The sequence below is a fragment of the Paenibacillus sp. Y951 genome (assembly GCF_056786395.1).
Genome location: NZ_JBXCIY010000022.1, coordinates 11,887 through 36,394 on the forward strand (window position 1 = coordinate 11,887; position 24,508 = coordinate 36,394).

Consider the following 24,508-nt stretch of genomic DNA (forward strand, 5'->3'; position numbering starts at 1 on the left):
TCAATATTATTTTTGTGTGGAAGAGCTTATACAATAGACTTTACATTATAAAGATGGTAATTTACTTTGTAATAGAATACAACATTTTCGACAATTTGGAAACTATTAAACGACATTATTCGACAAGAAAAACGACATGTGTCTAAAAAATGAACAAAAGGAGGTAATTAGAGATGTCAATGCTAAGTGAAGAGAAAGTATTTAAGGATCCGATACATAATTATGTGTATGTACAAGATGAACTCATTTGGAATTTAATTAATACTTCAGAGTTTCAACGATTGAGAAGAATTAGGCAGCTTGGCACGACATATTTAACTTTTCATGGAGCTGAACATAGCCGATTTTCACATTCTTTAGGTGTGTATGAAATTACAAGAAAAATAATTTCGCAATTTGAACGATATAATTATCCTGACTGGCCGAAAGAAGAGCGCTTAATTGCTTTATGTGCAGCGTTGCTTCACGACGTTGGTCATGCTCCATTCTCTCATTCTATTGAAGAAATATTTGAGACAGATCATGAAGAGTGGACGATAGCAATATTACTAGGCGATACGGAAATTAATAAAGTGTTAAGAGGTAGTTCAGAGCTGCTGCCACAGAAGGTAGCTCAAGTTATTAAGAAGACATATCCCCAATCTATCGTTGTTAGTTTGATCTCAAGTCAATTGGATGCAGATCGCATGGATTACTTACTAAGAGATGCATATTTTACCGGAACGAATTACGGAAACTTTGACTTAGAGAGAATTTTAAGAGTATTACGTCCGCATGAGGGAAGTATAGTTGTAAAGGAAAGTGGCATGCATGCGGTTGAGCATTATTTGATGTCGAGATACCAGATGTATTGGCAAGTTTATTTCCATCCGGTCACTCGCAGTTCAGAAATAATTTTGCGACAAATTTTCAAGCGTGCCAAACAATTATTTGAGAAAAAGTATACATTCAAATGGATGGATTCAGCAATTCTCTCTTTAATAGAAGAAACACTAAATTTAGAGACATATTTACGACTAGATGAGTCACTAATGCAGTATACTTTTTCATGCTGGATGAACGAAAAAGATTCGATTTTATCGGGGCTGTGCGAACGCTTTCTCAACCGAAAACTGTACAAGTATATAACGATTGAGAAATTAAGTGAAGAGTGGCTGGAAGAACTAAAAAATGTATTTATTTCCATTGGATTGCATCCAGAATATGATCTGGAAATTGACTATCCATATGATCGACCATATGATATATATCGGCCAGAGCAAAATGGAAATGGAAGTAAGGAAAAAGCGCCAATTATGCTACTGAATCAAAATGGAAGTTTGTCTGAAATTGCGTCTAAATCTGATATTGTTGCATCAATTAGCGGATTACATGAAGGTAAAGTTCATCTTTATTATCCAGAAGAATTACTAATTAGACATATTGACCAATTAAATGATAACATCCTACAAATTTTCAATCTAACTAAAGAGGAGTATTGAACAACATGCCTGTATTATTCGACACACACGCTCATCTAGATTCGCCTCAATTCGATGAAGATCGCGCGGAGATGATTGCTAGAGCAAGAGAAGCTGGCGTTGAGCTTATAGTAAATGTTGGTTTTGATCGCAAAACAATTCCAACGACAATTGCTTTAGCAGAAGAGTACGATTTTATCTATGCTGCGGTTGGCTGGCATCCTGTAGAAAGTATACATATGCAAGCGGGAGATCTTGAATGGATTGAGGAATTATGTCAACATCCTAAGGTGGTAGCGATTGGTGAAATTGGTCTTGATTATCATTGGGATACATCTCCTAAAGAGGTACAGCATGAGGTGTTTCGGAAGCAGATTAGATTAGCCAAAAAAGTTAATAAACCGATCATTATCCATAATCGTGATGCCCATGAAGATGTGATTCGAATATTGAAAGAAGAAGATGCCTCAGAAGTAGGAGGAATTATGCATTGTTATTCAGGAAGTTGGGAAAGTGCAAAGCAATGTCTAGATATGAATTTCTATATATCATTCGGAGGACCGGTCACATTCAAAAATGCTAGAGTCCCAAAAGAGGTGCTTGCAAATGTTCCACTTGATCGATTATTAATTGAAACAGATTGCCCATATCTTGCTCCTCATCCGCATCGAGGGAAACGTAATGAAACCGCTTTTGTGTCTCTTATTGCGGAGACTGCCTCTCAAATTAAGGGGATTTCTGTAGAGGAATTGGCAGCTATAACGACTCAAAATGGAAAGAATTGTTTTAGAATTAAGTAGAATCGGTTGAAATCAGCAGGAAAACGGACATTTCATGGATTAAAACTAACCTTTGTAGCCGAAATCAATATAATATTCCGAAATAACCCTCAAATTTACGTGAAATCGCATTTTATCGCGTCTTTACAAGTAGTCTCTGAACAAGGTATGATTCATCTCAGAACTTTTAGATTCTGTATTGGATTTCCAATTTTCGCTATTAACGTTTCAATCGCATCATAAGTTGTCTCACTTTGTTATTTGATAACACTTATTATCATAATTTCAAAGTTGCTATCTATCGATTTTGCATAATTAAGAGATAGACGACATAGAGATAGAGATGTGGGAGGAATCAGAAGAACTGGAAGCGTGCAAAGCACGTCATATAAGTTATAGTCACGTCAGTTGTAACATGCGTAACACTTGGCGGCGGGGCTATGAAGGAGGACCGATGAAATGGGCAATATTCCAGCTAAGGACACCCATGGCAAACGATCATCCAGCATGACTTTCGCAATGCGATGGCAGCATGGAAACTTGCGTTTGATTATGTTAAGTATAATAATCTCACTCGCTATGACTTTCATGTTTTTGGTGTTGTTATACGGGGCGACGGAAAAAAACGTCTCCGTAGTAGTGAATGGACAAGAAACCATTGTAAAAACAAAACAATGGGTCCTGCAACGCCTACTGGATGAACAAGCTATTACTGTAGGACCACATGATAAAATTTCAGCATCACTCAATGCACCGATTAAAGATGGTGATGTCGTTGAAATTGATCATGCTATGCCAATTACGGTTATAGCCGACGGAAATACGTCAAAAGTATACACGACGGAGAAAACGGTGCAGGCAGCGATCGAGGATCTCGATATATCGATTGGCAGTCAAGATGAAATAGATCCTCCCCTTGCTTCGAGTATCGGGGAGAACGCAACCATCATGGTTGTTCGTGTAGAAACAAAAATCACGTCTAACGAAAAGACGGTACCATTCTCTATCGTGAAAAAGGAAGACACTAATTTGAATAAGGGCACAGAAAAGGTAGTGCAATCTGGCCAAGCAGGTGTTGTGGTTGAACAGTTAGAAGAAAGATATGAAGATGGTGTGTTCGTATCTCATTCGGTTCTAAGTGAAACTGTGAAGACAAATACGGTAGACCAGGTAGTCGCTGTGGGTGCAGCGAAACCTAAGTCAACAGTCACAACGTTATCAAACAGCAGTCCAGCTGTTGAAAAAGTAACGAAGGGTGACTACACTTTCAATGCGAAAAAAGTTTTAACGAATGTTACGCTGACTGCATATACGGCGGGCGCTGAATCGACAGGTAAAAGTGCAGGAGATGAAGGCTATGGCATTACTGCTTCTGGCACTACTGTGGAGGAAGGCCGTACGATTGCAGTGGATACATCTGTCGTTCCTATGGGATGGTGGGTATACATCGAAGGCGTAGGCTTAAGACGTGCAGAAGATAAAGGCGGAGCGATTAAAGGAAACAAGATTGACGTTTACTTTGAAAGTCTAAAAGTCGCTACGAAATTTGGTAAGAAGAAAGGTGTTAAGGTCTACGTAATCGGACCTAACAAACCTTCTGCTAGTTAATTTTATTTTCTGTATCGCATGGTTTAGTTGAATATCCGATCATAAGAGGGAGGCTCATAGCCTCCCTTTTTTGTTTTTATGTAGAAGTAATATCGGTTATACTAAAGAAATGAGTAAGCGACCGTGTACGTTATTAGTAAACGAGTCTCTACAAGGTTTCTGAAAGAAACATCCTTAGTGAGATTAAATTCGTTTCATATTCGATGTTTTGAACTAACTTTATTAAATGTTTTGAACTAACTTAAAATAGAGGTTCAAAAAGTGGGCTTTCAGAACCGAGAAGATGGAGCGTTACTTGAGAAAAGCGGAAGCGCAAGTGTACGTGTTTGGTACACGCGAACCGTATTTTCCAAGTTCGCTTCATATTCGATGCCGAGTATGCTACGTTAGCATCACATCGTTATCAAAGTCCACTTTTTGAACTACCTCTAAAGGGGGGGATTAGTGTTGATTAAAGAAGTAATAGTCGTCGAAGGTAAGGACGATACAACGGCGATTAAGCGTGCAGTCGATGCAGATACGATCGAAACAAATGGCTCCGCGATCGGAAAAGATGTACTAGCACGTATTCGACTTGCCAATGAACGTAGAGGTATTATTATTTTTACAGATCCTGATCATGCGGGCGAAAGAATACGAAAAATTGTAGCTAACCATGCGCCGGGTTGTAAGCATGCGTTTTTACCGCAGGAAAAGGCTTGTTATAAAGGTGATATCGGCATTGAGAATGCCTCTCCAGAGGCGATTCGTCAGGCTCTATCGGAGTTGCGTACAGAGACGACCGCCATGACAGGGGAAGTGACGATGGAGGATTTGATGGCAGCAGGCTTGCTCGTCCATCCTCAGGCTGCTTCGCGGAGATTAGAATTAGGTAAATTGCTAGGGATTGGCTATGCCAATGGTAAGCAGTTCTATAAGCGCTGCACAAGCTTTAACATTACGAAGCAGGAGTTTCAAGCTGCGCTCGATCAATTAGGATATCAGTTGGAGGAATAGAATTCATGAACGAATTAGAGGTTTCAACCCCACAACGTACAAAAGAAATTATTGCAAAGCATAAGTTTTCATTCAAAAAAAGTTTAGGACAAAACTTTTTGATTGATGGTCATATTCTTGATCAAATTGTAAATGCTGCAGACTTGAGTAAAGATAAAGGTGCTTTAGAGATCGGTCCTGGTATTGGTGCGTTGACACAACCATTAGCGCAACAAGCGGGCAAAGTGACAGCTATTGAAATCGATAGACGATTAATTCCAATACTAGCAGAAGTTTTTGAAGATCAAGAACATGTCAATATCGTGCAGGGTGATGTCCTTGACATTAATTTACGTCAATTATTTACCGATCAATTTTCGGATTATAAGAAAGTAAGTGTTGTTGCAAACTTGCCATACTATGTAACGACGCCAATTTTGATGAAGCTGCTAGAAGAGAAGTTACCACTTGAAAACATTGTTGTCATGATTCAGAAAGAAGTAGCACAGCGTATGTCAGCAAAGCCAGGTGGTAAGGAGTACGGAAGCTTGAGTGTAGCGGTACAATATTATTGCACGACGGAAATTGTCTGTATCGTTCCTAACACGGCATTCATACCGCAGCCTAATGTAGACTCAGCGGTTATAAAGCTGACGGTAAGAGATGAACCTGCAGTTAAGGTTGAGGATGAAGCCTTTTTCTTCCGCGTTGTTCAGAGCGCATTTGTACAGCGTCGTAAAACATTAATTAATAATCTAATGATGGTTACTGGTAAAGAGAAGCGTCCTGAGTTAACGGCGTTGTTAGAATCTATTCATATCGATCCGATTCGTAGAGGGGAAACGCTTAGTCTTGAAGAATTCGCAACGCTAAGCATTGCGTTATTAGCTGTGGATTGGTTTAACTAGAAATTCTGCTCTGAATTACTCACCATTCGCCTTGGCTATCCATACGATAGACCAAGAGGTGATTTACCTATGAAGCAAGGTGATCTTGTTGTTCGTCAATCTTATGGCGGAGATGTGTTATTTCGCATAGAGATGGTTCAAAATGAAAATGTAATATTAAAAGGATTAGATTTCAGACTTCTGGCGGATTCGCCCAAAGTTGATCTTAGGTCCATTCATGATCCTGCGACCACAGTAGTCGCACAGACGGTACGGCATAAAGTGAACGAAACATTACGTCATATGCATACTACAATTGAACGACCAGATCTTTATAGAGATATGATGTATAGCTACCGGGAAATTGAAGATGAGATGTATTTTGAATGGCCTGGTAAAGTACTTCATCTTGATGGAGATGCTAACTATTTGAAAAAAAGTATGCAACTATACGAAGCTATGAAGGTTCCGGCAGAAGGATATTTTATTAATGAATCTAAGATGGCAGATGCTCTTGTACGTCTGCTTCCGGAGATTCAACCAGACATTGTCGTAATTACTGGGCATGATGGCGTATTGAAGCATCGCGAGGGTATGGACCTTAATAGTTTAAGCAGTTATAAAAATTCGCAGCATTTTGTTAATGCAGTTAGAGTAGCAAGAAATTATGAGCGCAATCGGGATAGTCTAGTTGTCGTTGCTGGAGCATGTCAATCACATTATGAGGCATTGCTTAATACGGGAGCTAACTTTGCAAGTTCACCAGGCAGAATACTTATACATGCCCTTGATCCGGTTTATATCGCGATTAAAGCGAGCTATACTCCGATTAAGGAAATTGTTAATCTGAAAGATCTCGTTGCGGGTACAATTAGCGGGATAGATGGTGTCGGTGGAATAGAGACTATTGGTCGATATCGTGTTGGTTATCCAAAGCCAAAACAATTTGTATAGTTTCGGAGATGATGAGCATAATAACGAAGCTTAGATAATATCTGATAAAAATGGATAAAATAACCGTTGACAAGAACTTAATTCTGCTGATATAATATTTTGTTTATTTGACAAACTCCAAATTGTTCGTTATAATGGACAAGGAAAGAGGTGGTGTCACAATGGCAAAAAATACGCTATTGGATATTAAACGCAGCTTAGAGGCTCATGTTGGTTCAAGAATCACTCTTAGAGCAAATGGAGGTCGTCGTAAGACGATTGAACGTACTGGCACGTTAGAAGAAACCTACCCTTCCGTATTCATCGTTAAGTTAGATGAACAACAGCATGCTTTCAAACGTGTATCCTATAGCTATGCGGATATCTTAACGGAATCGGTAGAAGTTACAGTTTGTAATGATGAGGGGCAAGTTCGTATTGCTCATCTTCAAGAATAACGGCTCAATAGCGATAGTGAATATGATCGGATAATCGACGCAGAGAAATCTGCGTCTTGTTTTTTTATTCAGCATGAAATTAAGGATACAACACATACTAAGCTTACTTCATTCCGATGAAGGAGTTCATATTCGATGCCGAGTACGCTACGGAGTGTATGCATCGTAATCACAAGTGGATAATTTAACCATCTGCTAAATCAGGAGGTAAAGCTTATGGGTAGACGACGCAGCGTGATGTCCGAACAGTTAAAGATGGAAGTCGCTAAAGATCTTGGAATTTTGGATACAGTCGAGCAAGAAGGCTGGGGCGGTATTAAAGCCAAAGATGCTGGTAACATGGTGAAGCGTGCCATTCAATTAGCAGAGGAAGCAGTAGCGAAGCAAAATAAGTAACAACAAAAACTAGCTAAACATGCTGTCAATTAAAAGCATTGTTTAGCTTTTCTTTGTTTCCTTTGCTATAATGTACCTATGCTAAAATGGACGGGTGAAGAAAAATAATGAAGATATATGAAAAAGCGCCAGCCAAAATCAATCTAGTATTAGACGCGTTACATAAGCGTGAAGATGGATTTCATGAAGTTGAGATGATTATGACAATGGTTGATTTGGCTGATCGTCTGGAAATGGAACCACTGGCTCGTGATCAAATTATCATAAGCTCTCAAGTTGGTTATATTCCGCTAGATTCAAAAAATCTAGCTTTTCAAGCCGCTCAGCTGATTAAAGAAAGATATCAGGTGAAGCAAGGCGTATATATACATTTGGATAAAAAAATTCCTGTAGCTGCTGGCTTGGCAGGAGGTAGCAGTGATGCGGCAGCGACACTTCGTGGCTTGAATCGTCTCTGGAATCTTAATATTTCAGAACACGAGCTATGTGAATTGGGTGCGGAACTTGGTTCTGATGTGCCTTTCTGCGTTACAGGAGGAACAGCACTTGCTACTGGTCGAGGTGAACGACTACAACCGATCTCTATTCCGCCGCAATGCTGGGTAGTGCTAGCAAAGCCGCCAATCAATGTATCTACAGCTGATGTATATGGAAAATTTAGAGTAAACAAGGTGGAGCAACATCCATCTGTGCAAAATATGATCAATGCATTGGATAGCGGTTCATTTACAGAAATGTGTGATTCTCTTGGCAATGTGTTGGAATCGGTGACGCTTCAATTGTATCCTGAAGTAAAGCAATTGAAAGAAAGTATGATTCGACTCGGAGCAGATGGGGTACTAATGTCTGGGAGCGGGCCAACTGTATTTGGTCTAGTATCCAAAGAAGCGAAGCTATCAAGAATTTACAATGGACTACGTGGTTTCTGCAAGGAAGTTTACGTTGTTCGTATACTGACATAAGCCAAAAGCAAATCAAACTTGATTAAACCCGAATAAAAATGTAATATTGACATTATATTATTCGGATTTAGAGGAGAGATTGCATTGAAGAAATTGAAGCGTAGCTCCAGGCTTGTAGAAATGACACAATATCTGCTTGCTCGTCCTCACACTTTAATCTCGTTAACTGCATTTGCAGAGCGGTATCAATCTGCCAAGTCCTCCATTAGTGAAGATCTAGCTATTATTAAAGAGGTATTTGAAGAAGAAGGTATCGGTCAACTGCATACATTAGCAGGAGCAGCAGGTGGGGTTAAATTTAAGCCGATGATGCCAATTGCAACATCTTTAGCTATTATTAATGAAGTATGTCAGACATTGCAGCAGCCAGATCGTGTGCTTCCTGGTGGATACTTATATATGACCGATATGCTTGGTCAACCGAAGTTGTTGGCGGATATCGGTAAGATGTTTGCAACGGCATTTGCTGAATCTCAAATTGATATTATTATGACTGTGGAGACGAAAGGGATTTCATTAGCGTATGCTACAGCTGCGTGTATGAATATTCCTGTTGTTATCGTCCGTAGAGACAATAAGGTAACAGAAGGATCTGCAGTAAGTATTAATTATGTATCCGGTTCAACGAAACGCATTCAGACGATGTCGCTAGCACGTCGTGCATTGAAAGAACGCTCGCGTGTTCTTATCATCGATGATTTTATGAAAGCAGGCGGCACGATTCAAGGTATGATGGACTTGCTTCATGAGTTCAATGCTACGGTCGCTGGTGTTGGTGTACTCGTAGAATCTGGCGAAGTTGAGAATGAGGAACGACTATTAACGGATTATGTATCGCTTGCTAATCTTATTGCAGTAGATATGAAGACAAAGCAGATGGAAGTTGTCCCAGGAAACTATTTTGCTATGCCAACGATTTGATACAATGACATAATTGAAAGACCGTCTAGGGCGGTCTTTTTTCATAAATATTGCACCGAGCATAGAGACTATTACAAAAATAAAATTGTCAGAAATAAAGCGTTTTCATCGATTTATGTCGAATATAGACGAATATTATGTAAATTAAAAAAAATATTAAAAAAAAGTATCAAATTACCAAAAAGTAAGAAGGATTTAGCTTTGAAATGTGGAATTATACACCAAGTCTCCAATAGACAAAGGTGGTGAACACAAATGCAAATTACTGATGTAAGACTCCGCCGCGTGAACTCTGAAGGACGTATGAAGGCTATCGCATCTATCACGATTGATAACGAATTCGTTGTTCATGATATTCGTGTAATCGATGGAAACAACGGTATGTTCGTTGCTATGCCAAGTAAGCGTACTCCAGACGGAGAATTCCGCGATATCGCTCATCCAATCTCCTCAACTACAAGAGAGAAGATCCAATCTGCTGTATTAGCAGAGTATGAGCTTGCAGCTGATGAAGTTGTAATCGAAGAAGTATCGTAATACGAGAAGTTATTATTAGTCTGTTAACAAGGGGGAAGAGAGCTTAGGCTCTCTTTTCTTTTTTTGTATAATAAGATATATTCAGATGAGGGTTTTATTGATGAAGGGGGCTTAAGTGACATGAAAATTATGTCTATTGTATTAGCGGCAGGACAGGGCAAGCGTATGAAATCCAAACAATATAAAGTATTACATCCCGTATGCGGTAAGCCGATGGTGGGTCATGTATTAGATACAGTTATTCAAGCAAATAGTGAAAAAATAGTTGTCGTAGTAGGTCACGGTGCCCAGCAGGTTCAGACATTCATTGGCGACCAAGCACAATTTGTGAAGCAGGAGCAGCAATTAGGTACGGGGCACGCCGTACAGCAAGCTGAAGGCTTACTAGGCGCTGAAGAAGGCACAACGATCGTAATCTGCGGAGATACTCCACTTGTTCAAGCAAGCACGATTAAGCAAATGTTGAAGCTGCATGAAGAAAGCGGAGCAGTAGCGACAATACTAACGGCATTATTTGATAATCCGACTGGCTATGGTCGTATTATTCGTAATGAAGCAGGCATAGTTGAGCGTATTGTAGAGCAGAAGGATTGTTCGGATACTGAAGCGGCAGTTCAAGAAATTAATACAGGAACGTATTGCTTCGACAATAAGAAATTATTTGAGGCTCTAAGTCGTGTAACGAATAATAACGCGCAAGGTGAATATTATTTGACGGATGTTATCGGATTGTTCAGACAAGCTGATGAAGTTGTACAGGGCTATTGCACATCCGATATCGCAGAAGCTATCGGGGTTAATGATCGTGTAGCACTGGCAGAAGCAGAGCAGCAGATGCGCACGCGGATTAATCTTCAGCATCTTGTTAACGGTGTAACCATTATCGATCCAGCATCGACTTATATCGAGTCGGGTGTAGTCATTGGTGCAGATACGATTATTTATCCTGGAACGGTGTTGAAAGGTAAGACTACGATTGGGGAAGATTGTATTCTTGGACCACAATCTGATCTAGCTCATTGTACGATCCATAATGGAGTATCCATCAAACATTCGGTACTTGATCATGCAGAGGTAGGGGATGAAAGCAGCATTGGACCATTTGCCTACTTGCGTCCTGGTACGAAGGTTGGCAAGCGGTGTAAAGTTGGCGATTTTGTAGAGCTGAAAAACGCTATCCTTGATGACGGCAGTAAAGTATCACATCTAAGCTATGTTGGTGATGCTGAAGTAGGGAAAGAAGTTAATATTGGCTGTGGCGCAATTACCGTTAACTATGACGGGATTAACAAAGCAAAAACGGTTATTGGCGATCATGCTTTTATTGGCAGTAACGTTAATCTAATCGCTCCAGTTAATGTTGGCCAAGGTGCATATGTCGTTGCAGGTTCAACGATTACTAGAGATGTGCCGGCTGGTGACTTAGCTATTGCCCGTCAACGACAAGAAAACAAACCTGAATACGCAGATAAAATTCGCGCTCGTGCGAAAGCGAAGAAGGATAAGGATTAAGAGCCTATGCTTCCGATGTATTTTTCTGCACGGAGAAGGTAGGTTTTGAGGCTCTGAAAAATTGAAGGTCTATGCTTCCGATGTATTTTTCTGTACGAAGAAGGTAGGTTTTAAGGCTCTGAAAAATTGAAGGTCTATGCTTCCGATGTATTTTTCTGTACGAAGAAGGTAGGTTTTAAGGCTCTGAAAAATTGAAGGAGACGAAGTATAATGAAATGGATTGTAGGTCTGGGAAATCCAGGCGCTAGCTACGCAAAAACACGTCATAATGTCGGCTTTATGGTTATTGATGAACTATCTCGCCGCTTTGGTATCACTATGAATGGGAGCAAGTATAAAGCACTAGTTGGCGAAGGTAATATTGCTGGCACAAAGGTAGCTTTAATTAAACCAATCACCTATATGAACTTATCTGGCGAAGCAGTTCGAGCTTATATAGACTTCTATAAGCTTAACGTTGAAGATGGAATTATCGTCTATGATGATCTTGATACGGAGGTAGGTAAGCTTAGACTACGCTATCAGGGCAGTGCAGGCGGTCATAACGGCATTAAGTCACTTATTGCGCATTTGAATACACAAAAGTTCAATCGCGTGCGTATGGGTATTTCTCGCCCTGAACCAGGTATCGTCATTGCGGATTATGTGTTAAGTAAATTTGCTAAGGCAGAGCAAGGTCGTCTAGAAGAGATGATCAGTAATGCCTGTGATGCGATCGAATATAGTCTGAAACACCCATTCGAAGATACGATGGGCAAATATAATGGGTAATAGATTATAAAAATTAGGGCATACTGAAGGGTATAAATAACCTTCGGGAGGCATAACATGGCTGTAACCTATATTTGCAAATATTGCAGATCCAATATTGGTAAGATCGAAGAGACGGTTATATCTGAGCAGCGTCTAGGCTTCAATTCCTTGACCGACGATGAACGTAAAGATATAATAACGTATAATTTAAATGGCGACATTGTAGTGCAGCTCGTTTGCGATTACTGCAATGAAGCATTAAGCAGTAACCCGGAATTGATGCTAATTAATAATCCTTTGCAGTAGTCAAAGTCAAAGAGTCATCTTCACCAGCCGGGTAATCTGCGAAGCAACAAATCGTAATTACAGGTGAATCATTTGAACTTCCTCACGTGCGTAACAGCCGTCCACAAGCTAGCGTCACCCAGTGGATGGCTTGTTTGCGCACAATATGTGAGTTGTTATAGTGCAAGATAGAGTTACATAGCTTGTAGCTTAGAAAGAAGGTGTCTCACAAATTGAAAGCGCTAATAGAGTTATTTGCTGAAGACTCTGAGTTAAAATCAGTAGTACAAGGCTTTGAAAAAGGAATGAAAGAACAGATGGTGTCAGGGCTCGCGGGCTCTTCTAGGCAAGTGTTTCTCGCAGCATTAGAAGATCGCTTGCAGCAACCTTTACTAGTTGTTACGCATAATATGTTTTCCGCTCAGAAAATAGCAGAAGACTTGCAAGATTGTTTGTCTAGTGACAAGGTGCTACTATACCCTGCCAATGAATTAATGGCTGCTGAGGCAGCAATATCTAGCCCCGAAACATTAGCCCAAAGAATGGATGTACTACTATCCTTGGCTAAAGGCTTTCGTGGCATTGTTGTCGTGCCATTTTCGGGAATTAGAAGATATCTTCCGACCAAGGAAGCTTTTCTACACGCCGAATTAGAAATTTCCGTAAATCAGCAAATAGATCCTGATCATTTTCTCCATAAGCTCAATGAGCTTGGTTATACGAGAGCTGATCGTGTGGAATCTAAAGGTGAGTTAAGTGTGCGGGGTGGAATTATAGACTTCTATCCACTTACTTCAAAGCTTGCCGTACGTGTTGAATGGTTCGGAGATGAAATTGACTCGATACGTACCTTTGATCCAGTAGATCAACGTACCGTTGAACGTATGGATAGTTTCGTGATTCCGCCAGCACAAGAAATATTAGCAACGAAAGAAAGAATGGAAACGGCAGCAAGGCATGCAACGAATCTATTAGAAGCTCAGCTAGATAAGATGACTGATCGTGCTACGCAGGACAAGTTGCGTGATCAGATTGGAGCCGAAATTGGCAAGCTTCGAGAAGGAATCTACTTCTCTGAAATTTATAAGTACATTTCATTACTATATCCGGAGCAGCAAAGCATACTAGACTTTGTGCCAGCCGATACATTGCTGGTGCTCGATGAACCAAGTCGATTAATAGAAACAGCGAAGCAGCTTGAACGCGATGAGTCGGAATGGAACTTACATTTATTGCAAAACGGTAAGTCATTGCCGAGCTTTGTGCTTGCTAGAGAAAGCACACAAATTCTACAGTATCGTCCGTTTCCAACATTATTTCTTCAGCTATTTTTAAGACAAATTCCCCATACGCAACCGCAAAATATCGTCAATATTACGACGCGTACGATGCAAAGCTTCCACGGTCAGATGAATGTGCTGAAGGCGGAGATGGAACGTTGGCGGAAAAACAATGCAACGATCATTATGCTAGCGGGCAACAAAGAGCGCTTAGATCGGATGCAACGTGTATTATTGGATTATGATATTGTGTCACCACAATTGCTAGAAGGTAACTTACAGCAAGGTTTTGAGTTGCCATCATCTAACTTAATTGTCATTACTGAAGGAGAAATGTTCACGCAGAAGCAACGTAAAGCTAGACGTGTAGATAAGAAGATGGACAATGCTGAGCGTATTAAGAGCTATACAGAATTAAAAGTTGGCGATTATGTTGTCCATCAAAATCATGGCGTCGGTAAATACGTAGGGATTGGCACACTGGAAATTGGTGGAATTCACCGCGACTATTTACATATCGTATATGCAGCTGGTGATAAGCTTTCTGTACCTGTAGACCAAGTTGATCTGATTCAGAAATATGTAGGTAATGAAGATAAAGAGCCTAAAGTGAATAAGCTTGGCGGCTCGGAATGGACGAAGGCGAAAAGTAAGGCAAGATCATCGGTGCAAGATATTGCGGATGATCTTATTAAGCTATACGCGGAAAGACAAGCGACTCCTGGCTTTGCATTTAGTAAAGATACAACATATCAAAATGAATTTGAAGCGATGTTTCCGTACGAGGAAACAAAGGATCAACTACGAGCGATTCAAGAAATTAAGCGAGATATGGAAAAAGCGCAACCGATGGACCGACTATTATGCGGTGATGTTGGCTATGGTAAGACGGAGGTTGCGGTTCGCGCCGCCTTCAAATCAGCGATGGAGGGCAAGCAGGTTGCCGTACTCGTACCTACGACAATATTGGCGCAGCAGCATTATGAAACGTTCCGTGAGCGATTCAGTGGCTATCCTATTAATGTCCAGGTTATGAGTCGTTTCCGCTCCCGCAAAGAGCAAAATGAAACGATTAAAGGGTTGAAGAATGGTACGGTTGATGTTGTTATTGGTACACATCGTCTCCTGTCCCAAGATATTATATTCTCTGCATTAGGAATCGTTATTGTCGATGAAGAACAACGCTTCGGAGTAACACACAAAGAAAAGTTGAAAAAACTAAAAACAAGTGTTGATGTGCTTACATTAACAGCGACACCTATTCCACGCACACTTCATATGTCTATGCTAGGGGTACGTGACTTGTCTGTAATTGAAACACCACCTGAAAATCGTTTCCCTGTACAGACCTATGTATTGGAGCATTCGCATGCGCTAGTTCGTGAATCGATTGAGCGTGAATTAGCACGTGGCGGGCAAGTGTATTACTTATATAATCGTGTGCAAGGTATCCAACAAATTGCTGAGGAAATAAGTGAGCTTGTACCTGGTGCTCGTGTTAGCGTTGGGCATGGACGAATGAGTGAGCAGGAGCTTGAATCGACGATTCTAGATTTTCTTGACGGTGAATCAGATGTATTGGTAAGTACAAGTATTATTGAGACGGGTGTAGATATTCCGAACGTTAATACATTGATCGTGCATGATGCTGATAAAATGGGATTGTCTCAACTCTATCAACTACGTGGACGTGTTGGTCGTTCTAATCGAATTGCGTATGCATATTTCACATATCAACGAGATAAAGTATTAACCGAAGTGGCTGAAAAACGTTTGCAATCGATTAAAGAATTTACAGAGCTTGGTTCAGGGTTCAAAATTGCAATGCGTGATTTGTCGATTAGGGGAGCGGGTAACTTACTTGGAGCCGAGCAGCATGGTTTTGTTGCTTCCGTTGGTTTTGAGATGTTCTCGCAAATGCTTGCTGAAGAGATCAAGATTAGAAAACAACAGATGGATGGCGTGGAAGTTGAAGAGAAGAAAGCTGTTCAGACCGTTATCGATCTTAGTGTAGATGCGTATTTACCGAATGAATATATTTACGACAGCATACAAAAAATTGAGATTTACAAAAAAACTGCCGTCATATCGACCATTGAAGAATCAGATATATTAATCGAAGAGATCATCGATCGTTTCGGTGACTTACCGCAATCGGTTGTTAATCTAATGACGGTTGCTCGCTTGAAGGTGCTTGGTTCTTTACTTGGTATTACGCAGATTACGAATAAAAATGATGATTTCCGCTTATTATTCGATACGATGCCTAAGAAAAAGGCGGTCCGAAAAGATATTGATAAATTATGTTTGAAGATGGAAAATCGCTTTAAGCAATCAAGAGAAGATGAAGGCTCATATAGTATTGAATTGCGTGGCAAAGGTTTGTCGATGGAACAAAAGTTACATTTATCCGAGCGATTCCTATTTGAATATCAATCTTTAACTCAGCAAGTGGAAGAGAGTCTTCATAAGGCAACAACGTAATGAAAAATTGGCTTTTGCTTTATAGAATCTGCTACAATGGATAGCAGATTCCAACATTCGAAAGGGGTTTACACATGTTATTAAATTTTACAGCTAAGAGCTTTAGTAAAGCGCTAAAGTTAATCGTAATATCTGCAGTGTTCGTAGCATTATTGGCTGCCTGCGGTAAAGATGAAGTTAATCCTTCCTTAACGTTCAAGGGTGTCGAAGGTGGAGAAGTTATCGCAACGTATAAAGACGGTACGGTAACTGATCTAGAGTTTAATAAGTTCAAATCAGGCATTGCTTTATTACAAGGGATGGACGAAGCGCTTCTTGATCAAAGTGAATATCGTGAAGCGTTTTTAGAACAATATATTACGTACAAAATTTTGGCTCACCGTACTACGGAAGAGCAACAAGAGAAGTCCAAAGAAGAAGCATTAGCGAGTTTCGAGCAAACAAAAGAAGGACTAGCTGTATATGGTGACTTCAAAGATATGCTGAAAGAAAAGAATTTAACAGAAAATGATATGGCTTCGCTTATTATGATTGCTGCTACTGCTAACGAGTATATTCAAAGCCAAATTACTGACGATATGATTAAGGAAGAATACGAAGCAAATAAAGATATTTATACGCTTTATAACGGTCGTCAAATTGATGTGAACAATAGTGTGGTAGACGCAACAACGCAACAAGTAACAGAAACTCGTTCGGATGAAGAAGCGTTAGCTCGTGCGAAAGAGGTACAAGCTAAGCTTGTGGCAGGCGGAGACTGGGAAGCATTAGCTGCCCAGTATTCTGATGATGCAAGAACAAAAGCTACTGGCGGAGTATTCACAAACTATATGGGTGGATATTGGACTGAAGAGATTAAGACGGCTGCATTCACGCTTCCGTTGAATGAAGTGAGCGAGCCGATTAAATCTTCGACTGGCTACAGTATTATTAGAGTAGAAGCACGCGATGTTTTAGAGTATGATGCGATTGCTGATACAACGATAGAAATGATTCGTAACGTATTATCTAATACGGTAACAACAAACTTTGTGAATGACGAGTTACCAGGCTACGAAATTAACATGACATTACCTCCACTAGAAACAACAGAAGGCGATCAAGCGCCTGCGACAAAAACACCTGAAAAATAATAAATAGCGAAATAAGACAGCGGTCGTTCGTTATTGTATAAAAAGCTCATCTACGTCCATATTAGACGTAGATGAGCTTTTTGTGTGCAGGAATGGAACCGGGATTTCGGTTATAGATCATAATACAGTGCGATAAGCAATTCCATTATTATTGAGAAATGATGTCATTGTTATGTATAAGATGCTAGTTATGGATGAATACTATGGTCAGATTCAATTTTTGGCTGCACCTTATGTTATTGGAGTTCTTATAGAAGAAGTAATGAATACAAACTATTTTGATCTGTTTGAAAGAGAGGTCTTGCGTAATGAAAGCTACAGGCATTGTTCGTCGTATTGACGATTTGGGTCGTGTTGTAATACCGAAAGAAATTCGTCGCACATTAAGAATTCGTGAAGGCGATCCATTAGAAATATTTGTTGACCGTGATGGTGAAGTTATACTTAAGAAATACTCTCCTATAGGGGAACTAGGTGACTTTGCTAAGGAGTATGCGGAATCGTTATTCGAAAGTATTGGACATATTACACTTATTTCCGACCGAGATACGATTATTACTGTTGCAGGAGCATCAAAAAAAGAAATGCTCGATAGATCTATTGGACAAACGTTAGAGGATTGTATGGATAATCGCAAGACACATCTAGAAACAAATAGTGGAAGTTATGAAATTGTTAAAGATCAGCCAGATACTTACAGCTCCTACATCATTGCACCGATTATTGCAGGCGGAGATCCCATCGGTACGGTTGTTATGCTTACTAAGGAAGATAACGTTAAGATTGGTAATCTAGAACAGAAAATGGCCGAAACTGCAGCGGCATTTCTAGCGAAGCAAATGGAACAATAATCGACAGTTTTCACGTGAAACATACAAGCTTCCTCATCCAGATAACAATTCTGGCAGAGGAAGCTTTTTTCACCTATAATGATGTGATATAACAAGTACAAGTTCAAAAAGTGGGCTTTTTGAACAACCTATACAAACCACAATAGAATCGGGTGAACATGAAACATTGAGTCTTAGAACAAAGTGGCTGAAGCTAAGTGGTTATGGTGCGCTATGGTTAACATCGGCAACATTTGCTACGAAGCTCATTGGTGTATTGCAAAAGATACCGCTGCAAAATCTAGCGGGAGATGCGGCATTTGGTATTTATAATATTGTATATCCTATTTACCAGCTAATGATGGCATTAGCGATTGCCGGAATTCCAACGGCGCTGGCCTTTTATGTTGCGCAAAAAAATGAAAAAGAGCAGCATAATACTTTGTCTATAGCATTAGTTGTCATTAGTGGGGCAGCAGTATTGAGCTGTATAATCGGATTGTTAGCTGCGCCTTGGCTCGCTAATCTTATTGGTAATGATGAGGTTATAACATCTATTCGGATTTTAGCACTTGCGCTATTGTTTACTCCTTTACTAGCTGTATATCGAGGGTACTATCAAGGAAAAGATGATGCTAAAGCATCTTCTATCTCGCAATTGATTGAGCAATGCGTTCGAGTAGCGTGTATGCTGTTACTGCTTTGGATTGGACTTAGCTACAATTGGTCAGATAGTAAGCTTGCGGCTGGCGTGATGTTCGGTTCAGTTGTCGGAGCTATCGCAGCACTGTTATGGTTTTTGTTATATCAAAAAGGTGACAAGATCGTGCGGGTAGAACGGAAGCTTATTGCGACAGAAGGTAAATTATTATTCCGAATGGCTTTACCGACCGCGCTGGCGGCTATAGTTGTGCCGATGGTAGCTGTTGTTGATGCAATAAGTATTCCTCGCTTTATGCTGGGGGCAGGTGAACAGGTTTCATTTGTAATGGCGGAATTTGGTCGATACAGCCGTATACAACCGCTTATTCAATTAGTTTCGATGTTGCTTGGTGCATTTGCCGCAGGCTTTATTCCTAATTGGGTGAAGCGAGGTAAAACAGCACTTTATGGGGAAAGATTATTACTCGTTCATCGACTCGCATGGATGATCGGAGCAGCGGCAGCAGTTGGTCTATGTCTGCTCGCTACGCCGTTAAATATTATGTTATATAAGAATACGGAAAGTCTGATGACCTTCCGTATTCTAAGTTGGACGACATTAGCAAGCAGTATGTTAGCTGTACAAGCCCCATTACTACAGGCTGCAGGAGTAAGAAAGCTACCACTATACTTGTTGCTTATTGCAGCTGGAAGTAAAGCGCTGTTGAACTATATATTTGTGCCAATTTGGGGTATTGAGGGTGCGGCATTGTCTGGAAATATTGCCCTATTTATTCCCGCAATAATCGGTGCATTAGTACTGCGACGGGCAACGAAACATATAGATGCAGTTGTGCATCGCAGGGCATATAGCTGGCTAGAGGCGCTACGAGTGCTTGCTGTAACGCTGCTAGCGCTTGTACTGATGATTCTATCGATTAACATCGTCAGTGAGCTTGTTCGTTATCTATGGCCGCTAGGCTGGAATATACGTCTTTACTCTACGTTAGAGTCACTATTGTCGGTAGTAGTTGGGTCGATTGTATTCGGTCTCATACTTCTAGTATGTAAAGGTATAACTAAAACGGAGTTGAAATTGTTGAATAATCGCGATTGATTGTTCAGATGAAAAGCGAAGGAGTGAGTAGCAAATGATGAAATCAATTACTGTCGTTGGACTAGGTTCAGGTAGTGAGGATCAGATTACATTAGGGATATGGAAACAGATTAAAGAGGCAAGTCAGCTTTATGTTAGAACTGAACATCATCCGATGATGAAGCTGTTACATGATGAGCATATCGCTTATATAAGCTTTGATAGCATCTACGAGGCGCATAGTAATTTTCCAGAGGTATATGCAGAAATCGTTCAAACATTGCTGCAGAGCGTTCAGGCTATTGCAGAAGCGGGCGAAGAGGCTCATATCGTCTATGCGGTGCCTGGACATCCTATGGTCGCGGAAAGCACTGTTCAGCAGCTTATTACGCGTTGTGAAGCGGAAGGGATAGCCTTACATATTCGTGGCGGTGAAAGTTTTTTGGATGCAGCGTTCACAGCACTTAGATTCGATCCTATCGAAGGATTTGCATTACTTGATGCGGCCGAGCTGCAGCCATCGTTATTGCAACCGCAATTGCATACACTAATCGGGCAAGTTTATGATAAGTATACGGCATCTGATGTAAAGCTGGCATTGATGGAGCGGTATCCAGATGACTATGAGGTTATTGTTGGGCATGCACTAGGCGTAGCGGGCGAGCAGGAGCTCATCTCCGTGCCTATCTATGAATTAGATCGAATAGATGGCTATCACAACCTATCGATCATCTATGTGCCGCGTACGACCGATGAGGCCGTGCGTAATCGTAGCTTCGACCGCCTGCATGAAATTGTTACGATTCTACGTAGTCCAGAAGGTTGTCCATGGGATCAAGAACAGACTCATCAATCGATTCGCAAAAATTTCATTGAGGAGCTGTACGAAGCGTTGGAAGCAATTGATGCCGATGATCCTGAGGGAATGCAGGAGGAGTTCGGTGATGTACTATTGCAATTAATGCTGCACAGTCAGATGGAGGAGGAGCTAGGCAGCTTCTCCATCTATGATGTGCTTCAGACGTTGAATGAGAAATTAATTTATCGTCATCCGCATGTATTTGGTGAAGACTCTGCTCAAAGCTCAGAGGAAGCGCTAGTCAGCTGGGAGAAGATGAAAGCTGAAGAGCAACGTGCTAATGGAATTACTGATCAACGGCCATCTAAGCTCGATGGTATTCCGAAAGACTTACCTGCTATTCTAACTGCTTATAAAATTCAGAAAAAAGCTGCTAAAGTTGGTTTTGATTGGGATGAGATTGGTCCTGTACTTGCCAAAATCGAAGAGGAACTTGCCGAATTGAAGGAAGTTATTGCATCCGATGAGCAGGATAAGCAAGCGGAAGAATTAGGTGATCTGCTATTTGCAGTTGTGAATGCTGCTAGATTCATTCATGCGGATCCGGAAGCATCACTTGCCCGGACAAATATGAAATTTAAAGCTAGATTTCAATATATTGAAGAGCAGCTTCGTATAAATGATAAAAGCTTTGACGATACTGATTTAGTAGAGATGGATCGATGGTGGGAGGAAGCCAAAGGGATTGTAAAATTCTAAAAGTCGTCATAAACTTTGCTTATTCAGCAAATCTTGTAAATAATTTAATAGGAATAAGAAGGATTTTGTAAACTTTAGTTGAATTAATAATCTTCGTGAGATTCAAATGCATATTGCTGTAATCTCACTAAATGGCGTTAGCCTTAAATTAAACATATATTTTTCAGGAGGAATATAAGAAATGAACAAAACAGATCTAATTAATAACATTGCAGAAAAAAATGGTTTAACGAAACGTGATGTAGAAACAGTACTTAACGGTTTTCTTGCTGAAGTAACAGAAGCGCTTGCTGGTGGAGATAAAGTACAACTTATTGGTTTTGGTACTTTTGAAACTCGTAAACGTTCTGGACGTGTTGGTCGTAACCCTCAAACGGGTGCTGACATTAACATCCCTGAAACTACTGTTCCCGCTTTTAAAGCTGGTAACAAACTGAAAGAAGCTATAAAGTAGTCTATGCGCTTAGATAAATTTCTCAAAGTATCAAGACTAATTAAGCGACGTACCGTTGCCAAAGATGTGTCAGAACAGGGACGGATTTGGATCAACGGCCGTGAAGCTAAGCCTAGTAGTGCCGTTAAAGTAGGCGATGAATTGCAAATCCAATATGGTCAGAAGATCGTAACGGTGCGCATAGATCGTATTGCTGAGGCAACGCGAAAAGACGAAGCCACGGAGCTTTATACTTTGGTGAAAGAAGAAGCACGCCCAAAAGAGAATCTTCTGGATTGGGAATAGATATCATAGAGAGTAGTATCATTCACGAAAGTGAGCGATACTACTCTCTTTTGTATAGTTAATAGTTCTAAAGTTAGAATGCCCTCCATAAACTATAAGAAATGAATAGAAGTGGAGGACGAGTCTATGATGGAACAACCGAAAAAGCAAAAACAGCAGGATGTAAAGCTAACGAATAGGAAGCTATTAGAGCTCACAGGAGTAACTAAGGTGGAGAGCTTCGATAGTGAGCTGTTTTTGCTAGATACGGAACTCGGAATGCTTACAATTACGGGGCATAATCTGCATATGAAACATTTAAGTCTAGAACAGGGCTTAGTTGCAATAGAGGGTATGGTATACTCACTCGCCTATTCTGATGGCAAAAACGCTGGCAAGAGTAAAGGCGTATTCGGTAAGTTATTTCGATGAGCTTAAGTATACAATGGTTAACGTTAGGCACAATGTTAATGTCTGGTGTTGGGATGGGAATAATCTTCGATGGTTATCGAGTCGTTTCCTCAGAGTTTAAATTTCCGCGCTGGTCATTATCATTGCTTGATCTATTATATTGGATTGCATCGGCAATGATCGTCTTTCGAATGCTATATGTAAGCAATAATGGCGAGGTGCGTGCATATGTATTTGTTGGACTAGCTATCGGCGTTGTCGTTTATTACTGGTTATTCAGTAAAGCAACAACAAAAATAACGCTATGGTTGATTAACGCTGTGAAATGGTGTATACAATTAATAACGAACATTTTCCACTTTATAGTAATAAAACCCATTATTGTTATATGGGCAATACTACTTTTTATTATGAAACTTGGTTCTAAGATCACTATTGGAATTGGAAAACTTGTGCTACAATTACTACGTCCGTTCATAAAACTAACAATATGGATACTTTCTCCCATTACAAAGCCGCTGGGTAGGTGGCTCAACCCGTATTGGGAAAAATCGAATATATCAACTAAGCTAGCGAAAATGTGGAACGTTGTGAAGCAAAAGTCGCAGTCATGGTTAAGGAGGAAGTAGCAAATGGCTCAAACAAAATCAAAACAATCATTTAGTGGGGCAAAGCGAAGATTTAAGATATTGTTTGTGCTTGCTGCAATTTTCTTAGCCTGGGCAGGTTACACATTTCTGAATCAGTCCAATCAACATGATGCGATCCAAGAGAAGCTAATGTCCCTCGAAAGTAATCGTGATTTAATCTCGCAAGAGCTTGATTCTCTAACAACACAAGTCAAGCTGCTCAATGATCCAGAGTATATGGCTCAACTTGCAACAAAGGAGCAAGGAATGGTAAAAGAAGGCGAACAGCAAATATTTAGTGAGCAACCATGATGCCTGTCTGTTGACCTTAATTCGTCGATTCGGTTATAATCACGATATGAGCAATTTTATGCGTAACTGTTGATCGTACGTAAGATTGACTTTATATTACTTTAAGAGAGGAACATTTTATTTTATGGCAATTGAAGTGGGCGCCAAATTAGAAGGAAAAGTGACGGGTATTACTAATTTCGGAGCATTTGTTGATTTATCCGGAGGAGTCACTGGGCTAGTTCATATTTCCGAAATCGCTGATAACTATGTCAAGGATGTTAAAGATCATTTGAAGATCGAAGATGTCGTTACAGTTAAAGTTATTAATGTGGACAAAGATGGTAAGATCGGTCTTTCAATCAAACAAGCTGTTGATCGTCCAGCAGGAGAGCAAGCTCCACCTTCTCGAGAACGACATTCATCTGGAGGACAAAGCGGAGAGAGATTTAATCGCGGTGGTAGTAGCAGCGGCGGCAGTGGTGGCGGCGGCGGAAACTTTGAAAGAGGCGGTCGTCCATTCAATAAGCAAGGTGGCGGCAAACCTGGCTTTGGTAAGCCAAGCTTTGGTAAAGTGACGTTCGAGGATAAAATGTCTAAGTTCTTAAAAGATAGTGAAGAGCGCATTTCATCTTTGAAAAAGAATACTGAAGGTAAACGTGGCGGTCGCGGAGCAAAACGAGACTAGTTACGATTCCTATGTTGATACAAGCAGGGCCACTATGGCTCTGCTTTTTTGTTTTTCCTTTAGAGGAAGTTCAAAAAGCGGACTTTGATAATGATGATTATGCTAACGAAGCGTAATCGGCATCGAATTTGCTTGTCGTATTAACGTATAGAACAGAAACTTTCGGTCAACATTCTTCATCTGAAACGGTAACTCTAGTTGATTCGTCAAATATTGTTTGAGGTTGCCGACACAATAAGGCCGATGTACTGCAACGATCTTGTTCATAGGCAGCATGCTCAT

At 40.4% G+C, this 24,508-nt stretch carries 27 protein-coding genes; 26 read left to right on the top strand and 1 reads right to left on the bottom strand.

Going from position 1 to position 24,508, the window contains the following annotated elements; translation table 11 throughout:
* Nucleotides 1-173: 173 nt before the first annotated feature.
* The 26 genes from AC1TPB_RS21550 to AC1TPB_RS21675 all read left to right on the top strand — a co-directional run bounded on the left by AC1TPB_RS21550 (nucleotide 174) and on the right by AC1TPB_RS21675 (nucleotide 24,226).
* Nucleotides 174-1,481 carry an HD domain-containing protein gene (locus AC1TPB_RS21550; RefSeq protein ID WP_482078393.1) on the top strand — a complete coding sequence of 436 codons (1,308 nt, stop codon included), beginning with the start codon at nucleotides 174-176 and terminating at the stop codon, nucleotides 1,479-1,481.
* A 5-nt stretch (nucleotides 1,482-1,486) separates the two neighbouring features.
* A complete protein-coding gene (locus tag AC1TPB_RS21555; protein WP_482078394.1) occupies nucleotides 1,487-2,260 on the top strand; it encodes a TatD family hydrolase in 774 nt (257 codons plus the stop codon).
* Between the two features lie 438 nt (nucleotides 2,261-2,698).
* Nucleotides 2,699-3,847, top strand: coding sequence for a ubiquitin-like domain-containing protein (locus tag AC1TPB_RS21560; RefSeq protein WP_482064593.1), 1,149 nt, complete (start codon nucleotides 2,699-2,701; stop codon nucleotides 3,845-3,847).
* Between the two features lie 261 nt (nucleotides 3,848-4,108).
* The gene (locus AC1TPB_RS21565; protein WP_482078395.1) at nucleotides 4,109-4,237 is read left to right on the top strand and encodes a hypothetical protein; all 129 of its coding nucleotides are present in this window, start codon (nucleotides 4,109-4,111) and stop codon (nucleotides 4,235-4,237) included.
* Between the two features lie 57 nt (nucleotides 4,238-4,294).
* Nucleotides 4,295-4,843, top strand: a complete 549-nt coding sequence (rnmV, locus tag AC1TPB_RS21570) for a ribonuclease M5 (protein WP_482078429.1) — start codon at nucleotides 4,295-4,297, stop codon at nucleotides 4,841-4,843.
* 5 nt (nucleotides 4,844-4,848) lie between these two features.
* Nucleotides 4,849-5,730 (top strand): 16S rRNA (adenine(1518)-N(6)/adenine(1519)-N(6))-dimethyltransferase RsmA, encoded by an 882-nt coding sequence (rsmA, locus tag AC1TPB_RS21575; protein ID WP_482078396.1) that lies wholly within the window; start codon nucleotides 4,849-4,851, stop codon nucleotides 5,728-5,730.
* 69 nt (nucleotides 5,731-5,799) lie between these two features.
* Nucleotides 5,800-6,663, top strand: coding sequence for a sporulation peptidase YabG (gene yabG, locus AC1TPB_RS21580; protein WP_482078397.1), 864 nt, complete (start codon nucleotides 5,800-5,802; stop codon nucleotides 6,661-6,663).
* A 161-nt stretch (nucleotides 6,664-6,824) separates the two neighbouring features.
* Nucleotides 6,825-7,100: a biofilm formation stimulator Veg gene (veg, locus tag AC1TPB_RS21585; protein ID WP_482064596.1), complete on the top strand. Its 276-nt coding sequence runs from the start codon at nucleotides 6,825-6,827 to the stop codon at nucleotides 7,098-7,100.
* A gap of 216 nt (nucleotides 7,101-7,316) precedes the next feature.
* Complete coding sequence (locus tag AC1TPB_RS21590) at nucleotides 7,317-7,496, top strand: small, acid-soluble spore protein, alpha/beta type (protein WP_482064597.1); 180 nt, start codon at nucleotides 7,317-7,319, stop codon at nucleotides 7,494-7,496.
* 107 nt (nucleotides 7,497-7,603) lie between these two features.
* Nucleotides 7,604-8,458 carry a 4-(cytidine 5'-diphospho)-2-C-methyl-D-erythritol kinase gene (gene ispE / locus AC1TPB_RS21595; RefSeq protein WP_482078398.1) on the top strand — a complete coding sequence of 285 codons (855 nt, stop codon included), beginning with the start codon at nucleotides 7,604-7,606 and terminating at the stop codon, nucleotides 8,456-8,458.
* 84 nt (nucleotides 8,459-8,542) lie between these two features.
* Entirely contained in the window at nucleotides 8,543-9,379 is an 837-nt protein-coding gene (purR, locus tag AC1TPB_RS21600; protein ID WP_482064599.1) for a pur operon repressor, read from the top strand.
* A 255-nt stretch (nucleotides 9,380-9,634) separates the two neighbouring features.
* Nucleotides 9,635-9,916, top strand: coding sequence for a septation regulator SpoVG (spoVG, locus tag AC1TPB_RS21605; RefSeq protein ID WP_482064600.1), 282 nt, complete (start codon nucleotides 9,635-9,637; stop codon nucleotides 9,914-9,916).
* Between the two features lie 120 nt (nucleotides 9,917-10,036).
* Nucleotides 10,037-11,428 (top strand): bifunctional UDP-N-acetylglucosamine diphosphorylase/glucosamine-1-phosphate N-acetyltransferase GlmU, encoded by a 1,392-nt coding sequence (gene glmU, locus AC1TPB_RS21610; protein ID WP_482078430.1) that lies wholly within the window; start codon nucleotides 10,037-10,039, stop codon nucleotides 11,426-11,428.
* 210 nt (nucleotides 11,429-11,638) lie between these two features.
* Nucleotides 11,639-12,199 carry an aminoacyl-tRNA hydrolase gene (pth, locus tag AC1TPB_RS21615; RefSeq protein ID WP_482064602.1) on the top strand — a complete coding sequence of 187 codons (561 nt, stop codon included), beginning with the start codon at nucleotides 11,639-11,641 and terminating at the stop codon, nucleotides 12,197-12,199.
* Nucleotides 12,200-12,256: 57 nt separating this feature from the next.
* Complete coding sequence (gene fin, locus AC1TPB_RS21620) at nucleotides 12,257-12,487, top strand: anti-sigma-F factor Fin (RefSeq protein ID WP_482064603.1); 231 nt, start codon at nucleotides 12,257-12,259, stop codon at nucleotides 12,485-12,487.
* 212 nt (nucleotides 12,488-12,699) lie between these two features.
* Nucleotides 12,700-16,230 carry a transcription-repair coupling factor gene (gene mfd / locus AC1TPB_RS21625; protein WP_482078399.1) on the top strand — a complete coding sequence of 1,177 codons (3,531 nt, stop codon included), beginning with the start codon at nucleotides 12,700-12,702 and terminating at the stop codon, nucleotides 16,228-16,230.
* A 74-nt stretch (nucleotides 16,231-16,304) separates the two neighbouring features.
* Nucleotides 16,305-17,363 carry a peptidylprolyl isomerase gene (locus AC1TPB_RS21630; protein WP_482078400.1) on the top strand — a complete coding sequence of 353 codons (1,059 nt, stop codon included), beginning with the start codon at nucleotides 16,305-16,307 and terminating at the stop codon, nucleotides 17,361-17,363.
* 308 nt (nucleotides 17,364-17,671) lie between these two features.
* The gene (gene spoVT / locus AC1TPB_RS21635; RefSeq protein ID WP_482064606.1) at nucleotides 17,672-18,214 is read left to right on the top strand and encodes a stage V sporulation protein T; all 543 of its coding nucleotides are present in this window, start codon (nucleotides 17,672-17,674) and stop codon (nucleotides 18,212-18,214) included.
* A gap of 166 nt (nucleotides 18,215-18,380) precedes the next feature.
* Nucleotides 18,381-19,952 (top strand): putative polysaccharide biosynthesis protein, encoded by a 1,572-nt coding sequence (locus AC1TPB_RS21640; protein WP_482078401.1) that lies wholly within the window; start codon nucleotides 18,381-18,383, stop codon nucleotides 19,950-19,952.
* Between the two features lie 34 nt (nucleotides 19,953-19,986).
* A complete protein-coding gene (gene yabN / locus AC1TPB_RS21645) occupies nucleotides 19,987-21,489 on the top strand; it encodes a bifunctional methyltransferase/pyrophosphohydrolase YabN (RefSeq protein ID WP_482078402.1) in 1,503 nt (500 codons plus the stop codon).
* Between the two features lie 181 nt (nucleotides 21,490-21,670).
* The gene (locus AC1TPB_RS21650; RefSeq protein WP_482064609.1) at nucleotides 21,671-21,943 is read left to right on the top strand and encodes an HU family DNA-binding protein; all 273 of its coding nucleotides are present in this window, start codon (nucleotides 21,671-21,673) and stop codon (nucleotides 21,941-21,943) included.
* A gap of 3 nt (nucleotides 21,944-21,946) precedes the next feature.
* Nucleotides 21,947-22,228 (top strand): RNA-binding S4 domain-containing protein, encoded by a 282-nt coding sequence (locus AC1TPB_RS21655; RefSeq protein ID WP_482078403.1) that lies wholly within the window; start codon nucleotides 21,947-21,949, stop codon nucleotides 22,226-22,228.
* 126 nt (nucleotides 22,229-22,354) lie between these two features.
* Nucleotides 22,355-22,639: a sporulation protein YabP gene (gene yabP, locus AC1TPB_RS21660; RefSeq protein ID WP_482078404.1), complete on the top strand. Its 285-nt coding sequence runs from the start codon at nucleotides 22,355-22,357 to the stop codon at nucleotides 22,637-22,639.
* Nucleotides 22,636-23,247, top strand: coding sequence for a spore cortex biosynthesis protein YabQ (gene yabQ, locus AC1TPB_RS21665; protein ID WP_482078405.1), 612 nt, complete (start codon nucleotides 22,636-22,638; stop codon nucleotides 23,245-23,247). Before yabP ends, yabQ begins: the two co-directional genes overlap by 4 nt.
* Nucleotides 23,248-23,250: 3 nt before the next feature.
* The gene (locus AC1TPB_RS21670) at nucleotides 23,251-23,559 is read left to right on the top strand and encodes an FtsB family cell division protein (RefSeq protein WP_482078406.1); all 309 of its coding nucleotides are present in this window, start codon (nucleotides 23,251-23,253) and stop codon (nucleotides 23,557-23,559) included.
* A 124-nt stretch (nucleotides 23,560-23,683) separates the two neighbouring features.
* Nucleotides 23,684-24,226: a S1 domain-containing RNA-binding protein gene (locus AC1TPB_RS21675; RefSeq protein ID WP_482078407.1), complete on the top strand. Its 543-nt coding sequence runs from the start codon at nucleotides 23,684-23,686 to the stop codon at nucleotides 24,224-24,226.
* A gap of 102 nt (nucleotides 24,227-24,328) precedes the next feature.
* Here AC1TPB_RS21675 and AC1TPB_RS21680 read toward each other — a convergent pair whose 3' ends face one another.
* Nucleotides 24,329-24,493, bottom strand: coding sequence for a hypothetical protein (locus AC1TPB_RS21680; protein WP_482078408.1), 165 nt, complete (start codon nucleotides 24,491-24,493; stop codon nucleotides 24,329-24,331).
* Between the last annotated feature and the right edge of the window lie 15 nt (nucleotides 24,494-24,508).